This is a genomic window from Salmonella sp. FC25216, assembly GCF_057751355.1.
The window spans coordinates 154,415-169,396 of the sequence record NZ_JBDGON010000008.1; the positions used below are offsets into that span (position 1 = coordinate 154,415).

16 protein-coding genes and 1 other annotated feature are annotated in these 14,982 nt (G+C 50.2%); of the genes, 6 read left to right on the forward strand and 10 right to left on the reverse strand.

Features of this window, described 5'->3' with window-relative positions; genetic code table 11:
- Nucleotides 1-2: 2 nt before the first annotated feature.
- The 8 genes from pheT to AC3G3F_RS17345 all read right to left on the reverse strand — a co-directional run bounded on the left by pheT (nt 3) and on the right by AC3G3F_RS17345 (nt 7,980).
- Nucleotides 3-2,390 (reverse strand): phenylalanine--tRNA ligase subunit beta, encoded by a 2,388-nt coding sequence (pheT, locus tag AC3G3F_RS17310; RefSeq protein ID WP_488395406.1) that lies wholly within the window; start codon nt 2,388-2,390, stop codon nt 3-5.
- A gap of 15 nt (nt 2,391-2,405) precedes the next feature.
- Nucleotides 2,406-3,389 (reverse strand): phenylalanine--tRNA ligase subunit alpha, encoded by a 984-nt coding sequence (gene pheS / locus AC3G3F_RS17315; RefSeq protein ID WP_000018570.1) that lies wholly within the window; start codon nt 3,387-3,389, stop codon nt 2,406-2,408.
- Between the two features lie 62 nt (nt 3,390-3,451).
- Nucleotides 3,452-3,576: a sequence feature (Phe leader region), on the reverse strand.
- Complete coding sequence (gene pheM / locus AC3G3F_RS17320) at nt 3,527-3,571, reverse strand: pheST operon leader peptide PheM (RefSeq protein ID WP_001386830.1); 45 nt, start codon at nt 3,569-3,571, stop codon at nt 3,527-3,529. Its footprint overlaps the feature before it by 45 nt.
- A 115-nt stretch (nt 3,577-3,691) precedes the next feature.
- On the reverse strand, nt 3,692-4,048 hold the full coding sequence (gene rplT, locus AC3G3F_RS17325) for a 50S ribosomal protein L20 (RefSeq protein ID WP_000124850.1): 357 nt from the start codon (nt 4,046-4,048) through the stop codon (nt 3,692-3,694).
- Nucleotides 4,049-4,098: 50 nt separating this feature from the next.
- Nucleotides 4,099-4,296: a 50S ribosomal protein L35 gene (gene rpmI / locus AC3G3F_RS17330; RefSeq protein WP_001124225.1), complete on the reverse strand. Its 198-nt coding sequence runs from the start codon at nt 4,294-4,296 to the stop codon at nt 4,099-4,101.
- Between the two features lie 95 nt (nt 4,297-4,391).
- Nucleotides 4,392-4,934, reverse strand: a complete 543-nt coding sequence (gene infC, locus AC3G3F_RS17335) for a translation initiation factor IF-3 (RefSeq protein ID WP_001574431.1) — start codon at nt 4,932-4,934, stop codon at nt 4,392-4,394.
- Nucleotides 4,935-4,937: 3 nt separating this feature from the next.
- Nucleotides 4,938-6,866 (reverse strand): threonine--tRNA ligase, encoded by a 1,929-nt coding sequence (thrS, locus tag AC3G3F_RS17340; protein WP_023248026.1) that lies wholly within the window; start codon nt 6,864-6,866, stop codon nt 4,938-4,940.
- A gap of 259 nt (nt 6,867-7,125) precedes the next feature.
- Nucleotides 7,126-7,980, reverse strand: coding sequence for a DNA/RNA non-specific endonuclease (locus AC3G3F_RS17345; RefSeq protein ID WP_053509389.1), 855 nt, complete (start codon nt 7,978-7,980; stop codon nt 7,126-7,128).
- Nucleotides 7,981-8,433: 453 nt separating this feature from the next.
- On the opposite strand from AC3G3F_RS17345, the gene AC3G3F_RS17350 reads away from it, so the two are divergent.
- Nucleotides 8,434-9,393, forward strand: a complete 960-nt coding sequence (locus tag AC3G3F_RS17350; RefSeq protein ID WP_023248023.1) for a lipid A deacylase LpxR family protein — start codon at nt 8,434-8,436, stop codon at nt 9,391-9,393.
- 48 nt (nt 9,394-9,441) lie between these two features.
- Here the strand turns inward: AC3G3F_RS17350 and AC3G3F_RS17355 are convergent, their stop codons facing one another.
- Nucleotides 9,442-10,200, reverse strand: coding sequence for a DUF481 domain-containing protein (locus AC3G3F_RS17355; protein WP_023248022.1), 759 nt, complete (start codon nt 10,198-10,200; stop codon nt 9,442-9,444).
- A gap of 288 nt (nt 10,201-10,488) precedes the next feature.
- On the opposite strand from AC3G3F_RS17355, the gene pfkB reads away from it, so the two are divergent.
- The 3 genes from pfkB to AC3G3F_RS17370 all read left to right on the forward strand — a co-directional run bounded on the left by pfkB (nt 10,489) and on the right by AC3G3F_RS17370 (nt 12,775).
- A complete protein-coding gene (pfkB, locus tag AC3G3F_RS17360) occupies nt 10,489-11,421 on the forward strand; it encodes a 6-phosphofructokinase II (RefSeq protein WP_023248021.1) in 933 nt (310 codons plus the stop codon).
- Nucleotides 11,422-11,517: 96 nt separating this feature from the next.
- Nucleotides 11,518-11,808: a type V toxin-antitoxin system endoribonuclease antitoxin GhoS gene (locus tag AC3G3F_RS17365; protein WP_023248020.1), complete on the forward strand. Its 291-nt coding sequence runs from the start codon at nt 11,518-11,520 to the stop codon at nt 11,806-11,808.
- A 106-nt stretch (nt 11,809-11,914) separates the two neighbouring features.
- On the forward strand, nt 11,915-12,775 hold the full coding sequence (locus AC3G3F_RS17370) for a fructosamine kinase family protein (RefSeq protein WP_053509395.1): 861 nt from the start codon (nt 11,915-11,917) through the stop codon (nt 12,773-12,775).
- Between the two features lie 57 nt (nt 12,776-12,832).
- Here AC3G3F_RS17370 and AC3G3F_RS17375 read toward each other — a convergent pair whose 3' ends face one another.
- Nucleotides 12,833-13,369 (reverse strand): YniB family protein, encoded by a 537-nt coding sequence (locus tag AC3G3F_RS17375; protein ID WP_000222158.1) that lies wholly within the window; start codon nt 13,367-13,369, stop codon nt 12,833-12,835.
- Between the two features lie 148 nt (nt 13,370-13,517).
- On the opposite strand from AC3G3F_RS17375, the gene hxpB reads away from it, so the two are divergent.
- Nucleotides 13,518-14,186 (forward strand): hexitol phosphatase HxpB, encoded by a 669-nt coding sequence (gene hxpB, locus AC3G3F_RS17380; protein ID WP_488395409.1) that lies wholly within the window; start codon nt 13,518-13,520, stop codon nt 14,184-14,186.
- Between the two features lie 137 nt (nt 14,187-14,323).
- Nucleotides 14,324-14,923 carry a metal-dependent hydrolase gene (locus tag AC3G3F_RS17385; RefSeq protein WP_024149668.1) on the forward strand — a complete coding sequence of 200 codons (600 nt, stop codon included), beginning with the start codon at nt 14,324-14,326 and terminating at the stop codon, nt 14,921-14,923.
- Nucleotides 14,924-14,982: the final 59 nt, after the last annotated feature.

Consider the following 14,982-nt stretch of genomic DNA (forward strand, 5'->3'; position numbering starts at 1 on the left):
GTTCAATCCCTCAATGATGCCTGGAATCGCTCTTTTAATGCCTCTACACATTTGGCGACGGTAGCGGCAATCTCCTCTTCTTCGAGTGTACGGTTGGTATCCTGAAGGATCAGGCTGATAGCGAGGCTCTTATAACCCTCCGCAACACCCTTACCGCGGTACACGTCAAACAAGTTTACGCCAACTACCTGATTTACGCCAACTTTCTTACATTCGGATAAAATATCCGCTGCGGGAACGTTTTCTGCAACAACAACCGCTATGTCGCGACGGTTAGCCGGGAAGCGTGAAATCTCCCGCGCCTGAGGCACGATACGGTCTGCCAGCTTATTCCATTCCAGTTCAAACACCAGCGTACGACCATTCAGATCCAGTTTACGTTCCAGTTCAGGGTGAACAACCCCAATAAAACCAATACGTTCATCTTTCAGATAAATCGCCGCAGACTGTCCCGGATGCAGCGCCGGATTCATCTCCGCCTTGAACTGGATCTCACCCAGTTTGCCGGTTAAATCCAATACAGCCTCCAGATCGCCTTTCAAATCATAGAAATCAACGGTCTCTTTTGCCAGGTTCCAGTGCTCATCATAGCGGTTGCCACAAATCACGCCAGCCAGCATCAGATCCTGCCGAATACCCAGATTGGCTTGTGTATCCGGAACGAAACGTAAACCGGTTTCGAAAATACGCACGCGATTCTGCTGACGGTTCTGGTTATAAACCACCGTCGCCAGCAATCCACTCCACAGAGACAGACGCATCGCCGACATCTCAACGGAGATAGGGTTTGGCAACAGCAGCGCTTCTGCACCTGGGTGGATGAGCTGTTGTACTTTAGGATCGACAAAGCTATAGGTAATCACTTCCTGATAGCCTTTGTCGTTCAGCATCGTTTTAACCCGCTTCAACGACAGAGAGGCTTCACGGTGCGTACCCATGATTAAACCCGCCTGGATTGGCTCGTCCGGAATATTGTTATAGCCGTAGACGCGGGCGACCTCTTCCACCAGATCTTCTTCAATCTCCATATCGAAACGCCAGCTCGGCGCCACGGCTTTCCACTCGTCCTGACCTTCGGTCACTTCACAGCCCAAACGACGCAGAATATCACTGACCTGCTCATCCGCAATATGATGTCCGATCAGGCGATCCAGTTTACTGCGACGCAGCGTAATGGTGGCGCGTTTCGGCAACGTTGCTTCGTTGCTCACATCAATTATCGGACCCGCATCACCGCCGCAGATATCAAGGAGCAGACGAGTGGCGCGCTCTATCGCTTTATATTGCAGCGCCGGGTCCACCCCGCGCTCGTAGCGATGAGACGCATCGGTATGCAGACCGTGGCGGCGAGCGCGACCGGTGATAGACAGCGGATTAAAGTACGCGCACTCCAGCAGCACATTTTGCGTTTCGCCGTTCACGCCGGAATGTTCGCCGCCAAAAATACCGGCTATCCCCAGCGCTTTATGGTGATCGGCGATCACCAGCGTGTCCGCATTTAATGTCGCTTCGCTACCGTCCAGCAGGACGACGGTTTCACCCTCTTTTGCCATCCGCACGACAATACCGCCATCAATGCGATCTTTATCGAAAGCATGCATTGGCTGACCCAGTTCGAGCAGCACATAGTTCGTGACGTCAACCACCGCATCGATGGAGCGAATACCGCAGCGACGCAGTTTCTCTTTCATCCACAGCGGCGTCGGCGCGTTAACATTGATGCCTTTTACCACCCGGCCAAGATAGCGTGGACACGCATCAGCGGCCTCTACCATAATCGGCAGCGTATCGCTGATGGTTGCCGTAACCGGCGCCATTTCCGGCTCCTGGAGCGGCGCTTTGTTCAGTACAGCCACATCGCGCGCGACGCCGATGATGCCTAAGCAATCCGCACGGTTCGGCGTGACGCTAATTTCGATGGTATTGTCGTCAAGCTTCAGGTATTCACGAATATCGGTACCTGGCGGCGCATCCGCCGGCAGTTCGATAATGCCGCTGTGATCGTCGGAAATCCCCAGTTCGGAGAAGGAGCACAGCATCCCTTCAGACGGTTCGCCGCGCAGTTTCGCCGCTTTAATTTTGAAATCGCCCGGCAGGATGGCGCCAATGGTGGCCACCGCTACTTTCAGCCCCTGACGACAGTTTGGCGCGCCGCAGACGATATCCAACAGGCGTTCGCCGCCGACGTTGACTTTCGTTACACGCAATTTGTCAGCGTTCGGGTGCTGGGCGCACTCAACCACTTCCCCAACCACAACGCCATTGAAGCTTCCCGCGACCGGCTCAACGCCGTCTACTTCCAGGCCAGCCATCGTAATCTGGTTGGCCAGCGCATCGCTATCAATTGCCGGGTTAACCCACTCGCGTAACCACAGTTCGCTGAATTTCATTGTTTTATCCTGCCTTTATTTAAACTGTTTGAGGAAACGCAGATCGTTTTCGAAGAATGAACGCAGGTCGGTGACGCCGTAACGCAACATAGTCAGGCGCTCCATCCCCATACCAAAAGCGAAGCCGGAATAGATTTCCGGATCGATACCGACATTACGCAGCACATTCGGATGCACCATCCCGCACCCCAGCACTTCCAGCCATTTGCCGTTTTTACCCATCACATCCACTTCTGCAGAAGGTTCGGTAAACGGAAAATAAGAGGGGCGGAAGCGAATCTGCAGATCTTCCTCAAAGAAATTACGCAGGAAGTCGTGCAGCGTACCTTTGAGGTTGGTGAAGCTGATGTTGGTATCAACAATCAGGCCTTCCATCTGATGGAACATCGGAGTATGCGTCTGGTCGTAGTCATTACGGTATACGCGGCCCGGCGCAATAATACGGATCGGCGGTTGCTGCGCTTTCATCGTCCGGATCTGGACGCCGGATGTCTGGGTCCGCAGCAGACGGGTCGCGTCAAACCAGAAAGTATCATGATCGGCGCGGGCCGGATGATGACCCGGAATGTTTAACGCATCGAAGTTATGGTAGTCATCTTCGATTTCCGGGCCCGTCGCCACGGTAAAACCAAGCTCGCCGAAGAAGCTTTCAATACGGTCAATGGTACGCGTGACCGGATGCAGACCGCCGTTCTCAATACGGCGCCCCGGCAGGGAGATATCGATGGTTTCAGCGGCCAGACGGGCATTAAGCGCTGCGCTTTCCAGCTCGGCTTTACGCGCGTTAAGAGCCTGTTGTACCTGCTCTTTCGCTGCGTTAATGACTGCCCCGGCTGCCGGACGTTCTTCCGGCGGCAGATCGCGTAGGGTCGTCATCTGAAGGGTTAAATGCCCTTTCTTACCCAAATATTCGACGCGTACATTGTCTAACGCGGCAACATCTGACGCCTGGTTAATGGCGGCCGCTGCATTGGCAACCAGCTCTGCGAGATGTGACATGGTTTTCCTCATTGTGTCGGTGAAGACACCGGTTCATTGGACGTAATCTCTCAATTTCAGGTACAAAAAAAGCCTCCATCAGGAGGCTTTTTTTGCGCTGTTTTTCGTTTCGTTTTTCACGCGCTAGCCTCCTGAGATCAGGTGCTAAAGTAAAAAAAGAAACGGAAAATAGCAGCGTTCATGCTTGCGTTACCTTATGTGGTAAAACCGGATATCCTTTATTGAAAAGGGTTACAGGTCAATTGTCAACTCACTGAACAGTAAATAAAAGAGAGGGAGCCAGGCTCCCTCTTTTCACTGGCTTATGCCAGAGCTGCTTTCGCTTTTTCAACCAGCGCGGTGAACGCGACTTTGTCGAATACGGCGATATCAGCCAGGATCTTACGGTCGATTTCAACAGAGGCTTTTTTCAGGCCGTTGATGAATTTGCTGTAAGAAATACCGTTCTGACGTGCTGCTGCGTTGATACGCGCAATCCACAGTTGACGGAACTGACGCTTACGTTGACGACGGTCACGGTAAGCATACTGACCAGCTTTGATAACTGCCTGGAAGGCAACGCGGTATACGCGAGAACGCGCACCGTAGTAGCCTTTGGCTTGTTTCAAAATTTTCTTGTGACGTGCGCGTGCAATTACACCACGTTTTACGCGAGCCATATGTGCTCTCCTGTATCTATTCTAATTAAAAAGTTAAAAACGTTAACGGCTTATGCGTACGGCAGGCACGCGATAACCAGGCCCAGATCGCCTTTAGAAACCATGGCTTTCGGACGCAGGTGACGTTTACGTTTAGTCGCTTTTTTGGTCAGAATGTGACGCAGGTTAGCGTGCTTGTGCTTAAAACCACCTTTACCGGTTTTTTTGAAGCGCTTAGCAGCACCGCGTACGGTCTTAATTTTTGGCATTTTAATAACTTCCACTTCGCATTGTTAATAAACGAAACATAGGCGAACAAAACCTGTGAAGCCCGAAGGCTTCACAGAATTGTTACTTGAAGGCCTTACTGTTTCTTCTTAGGAGCAAGCACCATGATCATCTGGCGGCCTTCGATCTTCGTCGGGAAGGATTCGACCACTGCCAGTTCTTGCAAATCGTCTTTCACGCGATTAAGCACTTCCATACCGATTTGCTGGTGGGCCATCTCACGACCGCGGAAACGCAGCGTGATTTTGGCCTTATCGCCCTCTTCGAGAAAGCGAATCAGGCTGCGGAGTTTTACCTGATAGTCGCCTTCATCTGTCCCAGGACGGAATTTAATTTCCTTCACCTGGATAACTTTTTGCTTTTTCTTCTGTTCCTTAGAAGACTTACTCTTTTCATAGAGGAATTTGCCGTAATCCATTATACGACAAACCGGCGGCTCGGCGTTAGGGCTGATTTCGACTAAGTCTACTCCGGCTTCTTCAGCTTTTTCCAGAGCTTCTCTCAGACTCACAATACCAAGCTGCTCGCCTTCCAGACCTGTTAAGCGAACTTCTTGCGCGCGAATTTCGCTATTAATACGATTCGGACGCGCCGTTTGAACTCGTTTTCCGCCTTTAATACTTTATTCCTCCAGTTGTTGAAGACTGCGGCTGCGAATCTCTTGTTGCAGCTTCTCAATCACGTCATTTACGTCCAGACTGCCCAGGTCTTTACCGCGGCGGGTGCGAACGGCAACTTTGCCTGCTTCCACCTCTTTATCACCACAGACCAACATATAAGGGACACGACGTAAAGTGTGCTCGCGGATTTTAAAGCCAATCTTCTCATTTCTCAAGTCTGCTTTTACACGAATGCCTGCATTTTGTAGTTTCTGCGTCAATTCGTTAACATATTCAGACTGCGAATCGGTAATATTCATCACCACTACCTGAACCGGCGCAAGCCAGGTCGGGAAGAAACCAGCGAACTCTTCGGTCAGGATACCGATGAAGCGTTCCATCGACCCAAGAATCGCACGGTGAATCATTACCGGCACCTTACGCTCGTTGTCTTCGCCTACATAGGAAGCGCTCAGACGAGACGGTAAGGAGAAGTCCAGTTGTACTGTACCGCACTGCCATGCACGATCGAGGCAGTCATATAGGGTAAATTCAATTTTCGGACCGTAGAATGCACCTTCACCCAGTTGATACTCAAACGGGATATTATTTTCTTCCAGCGCAACCGCCAGATCCGCCTCAGCACGATCCCACATCTCATCGCTGCCAATACGTTTATCAGGACGAGTGGAAAGCTTGACGACGATCTTCTCGAAGCCAAAAGTACTGTACATATCGTAGACCATACGAATACAAGCGTTAACTTCATCGCGGATCTGCTCTTCTGTACAGAAGATATGCGCATCATCCTGCGTAAAGCCGCGCACGCGCATCAGACCATGCAGAGCGCCTGATGGCTCGTTACGGTGACAGCTACCGAATTCCGCCATACGCAGCGGCAAATCACGATAGGATTTCAGACCCTGGTTAAAGATCTGAACATGGCCCGGGCAGTTCATCGGCTTGATGCAATATTCGCGGTTTTCTGAAGACGTGGTGAACATCGCATCTTTATAGTTGTCCCAGTGCCCGGTTTTTTCCCACAACACACGGTCCATCATGAACGGGCCTTTAACTTCCTGATACTGGTACTCTTTGAGTTTAGAACGAACAAAGACCTCCAGCTCGCGGAAGATAGTCCAGCCGTCGTTATGCCAGAACACCATGCCCGGCGCTTCTTCCTGCATATGATACAGGTCGAGCTGCTTACCAATTTTACGGTGGTCGCGTTTTGCGGCCTCTTCCAGGCGCTGCAGATAGGCGTTCAGGGCTTTTTTATCTGCCCATGCCGTACCGTAAATACGTTGCAACATCTTATTATTGCTGTCGCCACGCCAGTATGCGCCGGCGGTTTTCATCAGTTTAAAGTGATGGCAGAAACGCATATTCGGCACGTGCGGACCACGACACATGTCGACATATTCTTCATGATGGTACAAGCCAGGCTTATCATCATGGGCGATATTTTCATCAAGAATAGCCACTTTGTAAGTCTCGCCGCGCTTCACGAAGGTTTCGCGCGCGTCGTGCCAGCTCACCTTTTTCTTGATAACGTCGTAATTTTTCTCGGCGAGCTCATGCATCCGCTTTTCGAGCGCTTCGACATCTTCCTGGGTTAGCGTGCGGTCAAGATCAACGTCATAGTAAAAACCGTTGTCAACAACCGGGCCGATCGCCATTTTCGTGTGCGGCCAGAGTTGCTTGATGGCATGACCTAACAGATGCGCGCAAGAGTGACGAATGATCTCAAGACCCTCTTCATCTTTTGCGGTGATGATGGAAAGCGTCGCATCATTTTCAATCAAATCGGAAGCATCAGCCAGCTCGCCGTTCACACGGCCCGCAATGGTGGCTTTCGCCAGGCCAGGACCAATGTCCAGCGCAACATCCATCGGGCTTACAGGGCGGTCATAATGGCGTTGGCTGCCATCAGGAAGAGTAATAACAGGCATGTTATATCCTTATTTGCAGTGGTGACCCATACGCAAGATCACATACAAAGAGAAAATTAATTTATTGACAGTGAGTTGTGTATCCATCTAACCAACAATTGCTAAATTGGCGCACAACCTTCGGCACAGACGAAAATCGATATTTTCGTCCGGCATGACGATGGTAACATTAATAAAAGGGAGATTGCATCACTCTGTATCAAATCAAGGTCTTTGACAGGATTTCCCCGTTATCTTTCTACGTTCCGCATAGCGCTTCTCATCGACAACCTAACTTCTGCGCCAGGTTCCCCTTTGTTGTTTTCACCTCGCTGGCTACCGCTTCAGGCAAGGCAGACCACAACGTCAGCACTGGCTTCGTTTTACGTTCGATAGTGTCCACGGTAACCTGATAGTCGCAAAAACTTGCTGAACGGGGCGTATTCTGATCCATGATAAACGCGGCATAATTTCCTTCACTTTTTGACGGCGCCGTTCCGGTAAATAGAACCTTCCAGTACCCGCTGGGAATTTCTACCGTAGCATCTTCTGGCAATGTAGCGATATGCCGTTCAAAAAGAGGACCGGTCACCACATGTACTACGGATATATCACCCTGTTTGGCAAGTTCGCGCACCCGGTTTTCCAGTGAAGCCCATGCCCCCTGGTTCAGGGCGGATTTCTGCGGCGTAATATTCGATAAATAATTTAACGACGGCCAGTCAGATACGCCGCCCAATCCCGCCAACGGCGCCTGATGTCCCCTATCGACTTTTAATAGTGCATGGGCATTTTTATAGGCGGAAGGTGCCAACGTATCCGAGGGCGATAAATCGGGATCTTGCGCCCAGTTTCGCGGGCGACCGCTTGCCTGGCTGGTTTTTGTCACGCTATAGGCAACCCAGTTGGCAAATTTCGTGGCGCTATTATTATTGAGCGTATACGCATAGCGGTAGATTGTTTGTTGACTTCCTCCTTGAGGGCAACCAACGCTACAGTTATCAGGTTGCTGAGCGAGTATTTTACGATGGGGTAACTCGGGTGCCGATGTTGTATCCTGGGGGTGATACGATGTTGCACATGCGCTTAATAAAATTACGGGCAGTAATTTTAATAGGTTAATGGTTTTATACACTCTGCATTCCTTAATAATAACCACCCTAATAATTAAGGAGGTAAGAATTTGGTTATATTAACCTACCAGTCGTTAAGTGACCTCATCATTAAGGACAACTCTACCACAGCAAAAATTAATAACAGGTAAACATTAAAATCATAAAAGAAAATGAGCTTAAAAGAATACAACATGATATTCATGTTGATACCGAAGGGCATCATATTATATGCATAATCGTGAAACCAACCGTTGTTCGCACTCAGATAGTGAATGAGAAAATGGGTATTCAATAACATCTGGCGCAGATTTTTTAACACCATTTTTCAACATTAAGACAACGTATCCTCTCAATGACTCGCTGCTGGCAGGAGTTTAGTTATATTAGCGGTTTAATAAGCACTGCGCATCATGCCGCTGTGCTTATTGCTTTGTGAAAATAAGATTATTCACTTTCATATTCAGGGGTAAAAAGTGAACAAATACAGCTATTGCGCAACGATGCTTGCCGCCATACTCAGTACGACCACAATGGCTAATGCCAGTAGCCTTGCTATTTCAGTGGCGAATGATGATGCAGGTATATTTCAACCATCCTTAAATGCCCTTTATGGGCGCCAGGCTGCAGACCGGGGTGATTATACCGTCGGGCTATTTTTAGGTTACAGCCACGATCTCACAGACGCCAGTCAGCTCTCTTTTCATATCGCCCAAGATATTTATTCTCCGTCAGGCGCTAACAAGAGAAAACCCGAAGCCGTCAAAGGCGACCGTGCCTTCAGCGCATTTCTTCATACCGGACTGGAGTGGAATTCATTAGCCACGAATTGGCTACGTTATCGTTTTGGTACCGATATCGGTGTTATTGGTCCTGACGCAGGCGGTCAGGAAGTTCAGAATCGAGCGCACCGAATAATAGGCGCAGAAAAATATCCCGCCTGGCAGGATCAAATTGAAAACCGTTATGGTTATACGGCAAAAGGAATGGTGTCCCTTACACCAAGTATTGATATTCTTGGCGTCAATGTGGGCCTCTATCCAGAGATATCTGCTGTCGGCGGCAATCTCTTCCAGTATTTGGGTTACGGCGCAACCGTTGCGCTGGGAAATGATAAGACCTTCAACTCTGATAATGGGTTTGGGTTACTGTCCCGCCGAGGGTTAATGCATAGTCAAAAAGAGGGATTGATATATAAGGTATTTGCTGGCGTTGAGCGCAGGGAAGTTGATAAAAACTACACGTTACAGGGGAAAACGCTGCAAACAAAAATGGAAACGGTGGACATTAATAAAACCGTGGATGAATATCGCGTCGGTGCTACCATCGGCTATTCTCCCGTCGCATTTTCTCTTTCTTTAAACAAAGTCACGTCGGAATTTCGCACCGGAGACGACTATTCTTATATAAACGGCGACATCACCTTCTTCTTCTGAGACGTCGCTACGGAATAACCGGGTTACGCAACGTAACCCGGAGCAAGATTACATCTTATAGCCCAGCGTTACCGTAGTGCGACGATCGGTATGTTCAGGCGCTGATTCAGGCGGCTGCGAGTTCCACGTCAAATTATACCCCACCTTTAAGCCAAAATGTTCGTTAATGGCGACATTGAGGGCCGTTTCCGAATTTAGTGTGGTGTCTTCTGCGCCAAATACTGACACCCCCTGCGTAAACTTAGCATTGTCAGTTAACTGCCAGGCATAGCTGCCGGAAGCATAACCCAGCGGCTGCGTTTCAGTGGTATCGTCCGTATGTTCGTCATAGCGAACCCCCGGACCGAATTCAAAACGAAAGCTGTGCACTGGACCATTAAGGAACTGCCGCCCGTAACCGGCGGTCAGTACGTCGCGCTGACGATAACCGTTGAAACGGTCTGTCAGCCAACTGGCCTGGCCAAAGGCATAATCATAATCCGTCATATTAAAACGGTTACGCGCGCCTACCGCATATTTTTCTGAAGAGCGTTCATCATTAGAGGAGGTATTGCTGGCATTGCCCCATAATGACCAGGCGGTACGTTGTCCGTACCAGGTCATCGCTGTGTCAGCCGTTAAGGAAGAACTTTTGGTATTGCCTGACTGGGCAAGGTAACCCGCATTCAGATTACCTTCAAAAGGTTTCTTCGCGGTAGAGGGATCATCCATGACAGTAAAAACGGAATCATCGGCGGCAGCATACAGAGACGCGAACACGCCACCCGCCAGCATAACTGCAGCGGGTACTGTCTTCAAAAGCTTCATTTATAAAGAGTCCGTACAACTAAAAAAGAGACCACGACGGTCCCGGAAACTTTCATAGGGATCAATGACAAACGCCCCTGGAAAGGTAGCGAATTATAAGAAGCCCCGAATAACATAGCAATCAATTACTATTTCATTTTTTGAATAAGAACCCTCCCAAAGCATTAATTTATTTATATATCTTTATACCGTACTTTTTTAAATAAAGATTCGGAAAATCATATCGTTAATTCCTTCACTTTCCGGGGATTAAGTGCCAGACTGAAATCAGCCTAACAGGAGGTAACGATGGTACGTATCTATACGTTGACGCTTGCGCCCTCTCTCGATAGCGCAACAATCACGCCGCAAATTTATCCCGAAGGTAAACTGCGGTGCTCCGCGCCGGTATTCGAACCCGGCGGCGGCGGTATTAATGTCGCTCGCGCCATTGCGCATCTTGGCGGCACCGCGACCGCGATTTTTCCGGCCGGTGGCGCTACCGGCGAACACCTGGTCGCACTACTGGCTGACGAAAATGTCCCCGTTGTTACCGTCGATGCGAAAGACTGGACGCGTCAGAACCTGCACGTCCACGTCGAGTCCAGCGGCGAGCAATATCGTTTTGTTATGCCCGGCGCCACGCTGGACGATGACGAATTTCGCCAGCTTGAAGAACAGGTGCTGGAAATTGAATCCGGGGCAATCCTGGTTATCAGCGGCAGCCTTCCGCCCGGCGTTAAGGTCGAGAAACTCACACAACTGATTTCCGCCGCGCAAAAGCAAGGTATTCGCTGCATTATTGATAGCTCTGGCGACGCGCTCACTGCCGCGCTGGCGCTTGGCGATATCGAACTGGTGAAACCTAACCTGAAAGAATTGAGCGCGTTGGTCAATCGTGATCTGACGCAGCCTGATGATGTGCGTAAAGCGGCCAGGGAATTAGTGCAAAGCGGCAAAGCGCGCCGGGTAGTTGTTTCTCTGGGGCCGCAAGGGGCGCTGGGTGTAGACAGCGAGAATTGCATCCAGGTTGTTCCTCCCCCGGTGAAAAGTCAAAGTACCGTCGGCGCAGGTGATAGTATGGTGGGTGCTATGACGTTAAAACTGGCGCAAGACGCGTCGCTGGAAGAGATGGTGCGCTTTGGCGTGGCGGCAGGCAGCGCCGCTACGCTCAATCAGGGTACGCGTCTGTGTTCTCGTGACGATACCCAAAAAATATACGCCTATCTTTCCGCGCAATAATCGCCTCCCCCTCGCCGAGGGGGAAATCGGAAAATCGGTTGACGGGCGGCGTATCCGCCTCTGTTAAAAACACATTTACTTCCAACGAGGTGAACGATGGCCAGTGGCGATATTACCCGTTATGTGATTACCGTAACCTTCCATGAAGATTCCCTGACCGAGATTAACGAACTCAATAACCATCTGACGCGCAGCGGTTTTTTGCTGACGTTAACGGACGATGAAGGAAATGTGCATGAACTCGGCACCAATACATTCGGCTTTATTAGCACTCAGAGCGCTGATGAAATCAAAGCGCTTGTCGCCGGACTGGCGAAAAGCGCGTTAGATAAGGATGTCGACATTACCGTAGCGACCTGGGAGGAGTGGAGTAAAAACGCACAATAAGTGCCATTCCCGCCGCGGCACGTCCGCGATGTGCGTTAGTTCGTATTTTTTAACCGCATTTTTGCGCTAACCTTATGATCTGGCTGACAACGTGGGGAGAGACATTATGTGGCAAGCTATCAGTCGTCTTTTAAGCGAGCAAGTCGGTGAAGGCGAAATCGAACTGCGTAATGAACTGCCTGGCGGAGAAGTTCATGCCGCATGGCATTTACGTTATGCAGGCCATGATTTTTTCGTGAAGTGCGATGAACGAGAAATGCTTCGCGGTTTTACCGCTGAAGCCGATCAGCTGGAGCTACTCTCCCGCAGTAAAACCGTTGTTGTGCCTAAGGTATGGGCGGTAGGTTCGGATCGGGATTACAGCTTTTTAGTCATGGACTATCTCCCGCCCCGCCCGCTGGATGCCCATAATGCGTTTATTCTTGGGCAACAGCTAGCCCGCCTGCACCAATGGAGCGATCAACCACAATTCGGTCTCGATTTTGACAACGCGCTCTCTACCACGCCGCAGCCGAATACCTGGCAGCGCCGTTGGTCGACTTTTTTCGCCGAACAGCGCATTGGCTGGCAGCTTGAACTCGCCGCGGAAAAAGGCATTACCTTTGGTAATATTGACGCCATTGTTGAACATGTTCAGCAACGTCTGGCGTCGCATCAACCACAGCCTTCTCTTTTGCATGGCGATCTATGGTCAGCGAACTGCGCGCTTGGCCCTGACGGCCCCTATATCTTTGATCCAGCCTGCTATTGGGGCGACAGAGAATGTGATCTGGCAATGCTGCCGCTGCATACCGATCAGCCACCGCAGATTTATGACGGCTATCAGTCCGTTTCGCCGTTACCGCTGGATTTTCTCGACAGGCAGCCGATTTACCAGCTCTACACCCTGCTTAATCGGGCAAGGCTGTTTGGCGGTCAACAACTGGTCATTGCGCAAAAAGCGATGGATCGGTTGCTTGCGGTATAGGTACGGATCTATGCCGGATACGCTTCGCATACCACACGCTATCCGGCATTTTTCAGATTACATGAAACCTAATAAAGAAAAGAAAAAGTAGCCGAGCACGATAATAATGACTGGCAAAATATAGAGCGGGAAAAACTGTAAAAAGATGGTATGGTGCGGCACCACGATACGTGACTCTATCTGCTCACGCGTTAACCCTTCCGCGCCTTTTGCTTTTTCCAGAATCAACTGATCTTCCACGCCTTCACGTAAAAAACGCGACTGGCGGCTCATTCTGGCGCCGGAATCCTGCATCGCCAGCCCGACAAAAATCAGGATAAAAATCAGCCAGAAACCGATATTCAGGCTTCCCTGAAAATTTGGCGTCGGCGAGTTGTACCAAAAAACATTCAGAAACGGTGTATTCACGCGCATCATGTCTATCATTACGTGGGTAAAATCCAGCATTACCGCATTTATCCCCTCCTGCTTTTCACTGTGCGCATACATAAATTTAAGGACTGAAATGAGAGTAGAAAGCAGCGCTGGAATAAAAATAACCCACCCTACAACTCTTTTTAGGATTGCAATGCGTCCAGCTTGTTGATACGTCATGAGTTCCCCTTGATAAAGACGCGTCGTTTTGGCCTAAGTCTACCTGTTGATTCCCATTTTCGCCTGATCTTTAAGGGCGATATACTAAGAACATAGTCATAATGAACGCTTAATCCGTTATTTTTTAATCTCAACAGGAGAGGTTGTGATGTCAACCCCGCGTCAAATTCTTGCGGCAATTTTCGATATGGATGGACTACTGATCGATTCCGAACCGCTCTGGGATCGCGCTGAACTGGATGTGATAGCAAGTTTAGGCGTAGATATTACTCGACGCCATGAGATGCCCGACACGCTTGGGCTACGCATTGATATGGTTGTGGACCTCTGGTTTGCGCAGCAACCGTGGAACGGCCCCGATCGCCAGGAAGTGACAAACCGTGTTATTGCCCGCGCGATTACGCTTATCGAAGAGACACGCCCTCTTTTGCCGGGCGTGCGTGAGGCCGTGGCGCTGTGCAAAGCGCAGGGGCTATTAGTAGGGCTGGCCTCGGCATCGCCGCTACATATGCTGGAAAAAGTGCTCACCATGTTTGAACTACGCGACAGTTTTGACGCACTGGCTTCTGCGGAAAAATTGCCCTACAGCAAACCGCACCCACAGGTCTATCTGGATTGTGCGGCCAAATTAGGCGTTGATCCATTAACCTGCGTGGCGCTGGAGGACTCGGTGAATGGTTTAATCGCGGCAAAGGCGGCACGAATGCGCGCTATTGTAGTGCCGGCAGAAGAGAGCCAGCACGATCCGCGCTTTGCGCTGGCGAATGTCAAACTTAACTCGCTGACGGGGCTGACGGCGACGCATCTACTCGGTTAAGATGTTTCCGAAACGAAGTCAACCGTCGATTAGCCGCTGAGCCAGGTGGCAAGCGGCTTTGACAGAGACAAAGAGTTACAACGTCACCACTTCCGCCTACTGTATAAAAACCCTATACTGTATGAATTGACAGTTTGGTGGGTTTTATCATGACGGCGGAAGGACATCTTCTTTTTTCTATAGCCAGCGCGGTTTTCGCCAAGAATGCCGAGTTAACGCCTGTCCTTGCGCAGGGCGACTGGTGGCATATTATTCCTTCGGCTATTTTGACCTGCCTGCTGCCGGATATCGACCACCCCAAATCTTTTCTGGGTCAGCGCCTGAAATGGGTATCGAAACCGATCGCCCGAGCATTCGGTCACCGGGGGTTTACCCATAGCCTGCTGGCGGTCTTTGCCCTACTGGCGACCTTTTATCTCAAGGTACCGGATACGTGGATTATCCCGGCGGATGCGCTGCAAGGCATGGTACTCGGCTATTTAAGCCATATCGTCGCGGATATGCTCACGCCCGCGGGCGTTCCCTTACTGTGGCCGTGCCGCTGGCGTTTCCGCCTGCCTATTCTGGCGCCGCGCAAAGGCAATCAACTGGAGCGATTTTTATGTATGGCGTTGTTTGCCTGGGCGGTGTGGATGCCGCAGTCGATTCCGGAAAATAGTGCCATACGCTGGTCTTCGCAGATGATCACTATCCTGCAAATGCAGTTCAATCGTTTTATAAATCACCAGATTGATTAGTAAATCAACGCCAAAGTCATTTTTGGCATAAACCATTCCATTTGAATATAAGAGCCAGC

Bases quoted from the DNA above. Each gene is read 5' to 3' on its own strand.
- thrS (WP_023248026.1), bottom strand. From the start codon at position 6,866: ATGCCTGTTATTACTCTTCCTGATGGCAGCCAACGCCATTATGACCGC.
- AC3G3F_RS17355 (WP_023248022.1), bottom strand. From the start codon at position 10,200: ATGAAGCTTTTGAAGACAGTACCCGCTGCAGTTATGCTGGCGGGTGGC.
- rplT (WP_000124850.1), bottom strand. From the start codon at position 4,048: ATGGCTCGCGTAAAACGTGGTGTAATTGCACGCGCACGTCACAAGAAA.
- rpmI (WP_001124225.1), bottom strand. From the start codon at position 4,296: ATGCCAAAAATTAAGACCGTACGCGGTGCTGCTAAGCGCTTCAAAAAA.
- AC3G3F_RS17370 (WP_053509395.1), top strand. From the start codon at position 11,915: ATGTGGCAAGCTATCAGTCGTCTTTTAAGCGAGCAAGTCGGTGAAGGC.
- AC3G3F_RS17365 (WP_023248020.1), top strand. From the start codon at position 11,518: ATGGCCAGTGGCGATATTACCCGTTATGTGATTACCGTAACCTTCCAT.
- pheT (WP_488395406.1), bottom strand. From the start codon at position 2,390: ATGAAATTCAGCGAACTGTGGTTACGCGAGTGGGTTAACCCGGCAATT.
- pheS (WP_000018570.1), bottom strand. From the start codon at position 3,389: ATGTCACATCTCGCAGAGCTGGTTGCCAATGCAGCGGCCGCCATTAAC.
- AC3G3F_RS17375 (WP_000222158.1), bottom strand. From the start codon at position 13,369: ATGACGTATCAACAAGCTGGACGCATTGCAATCCTAAAAAGAGTTGTA.
- pfkB (WP_023248021.1), top strand. From the start codon at position 10,489: ATGGTACGTATCTATACGTTGACGCTTGCGCCCTCTCTCGATAGCGCA.
- hxpB (WP_488395409.1), top strand. From the start codon at position 13,518: ATGTCAACCCCGCGTCAAATTCTTGCGGCAATTTTCGATATGGATGGA.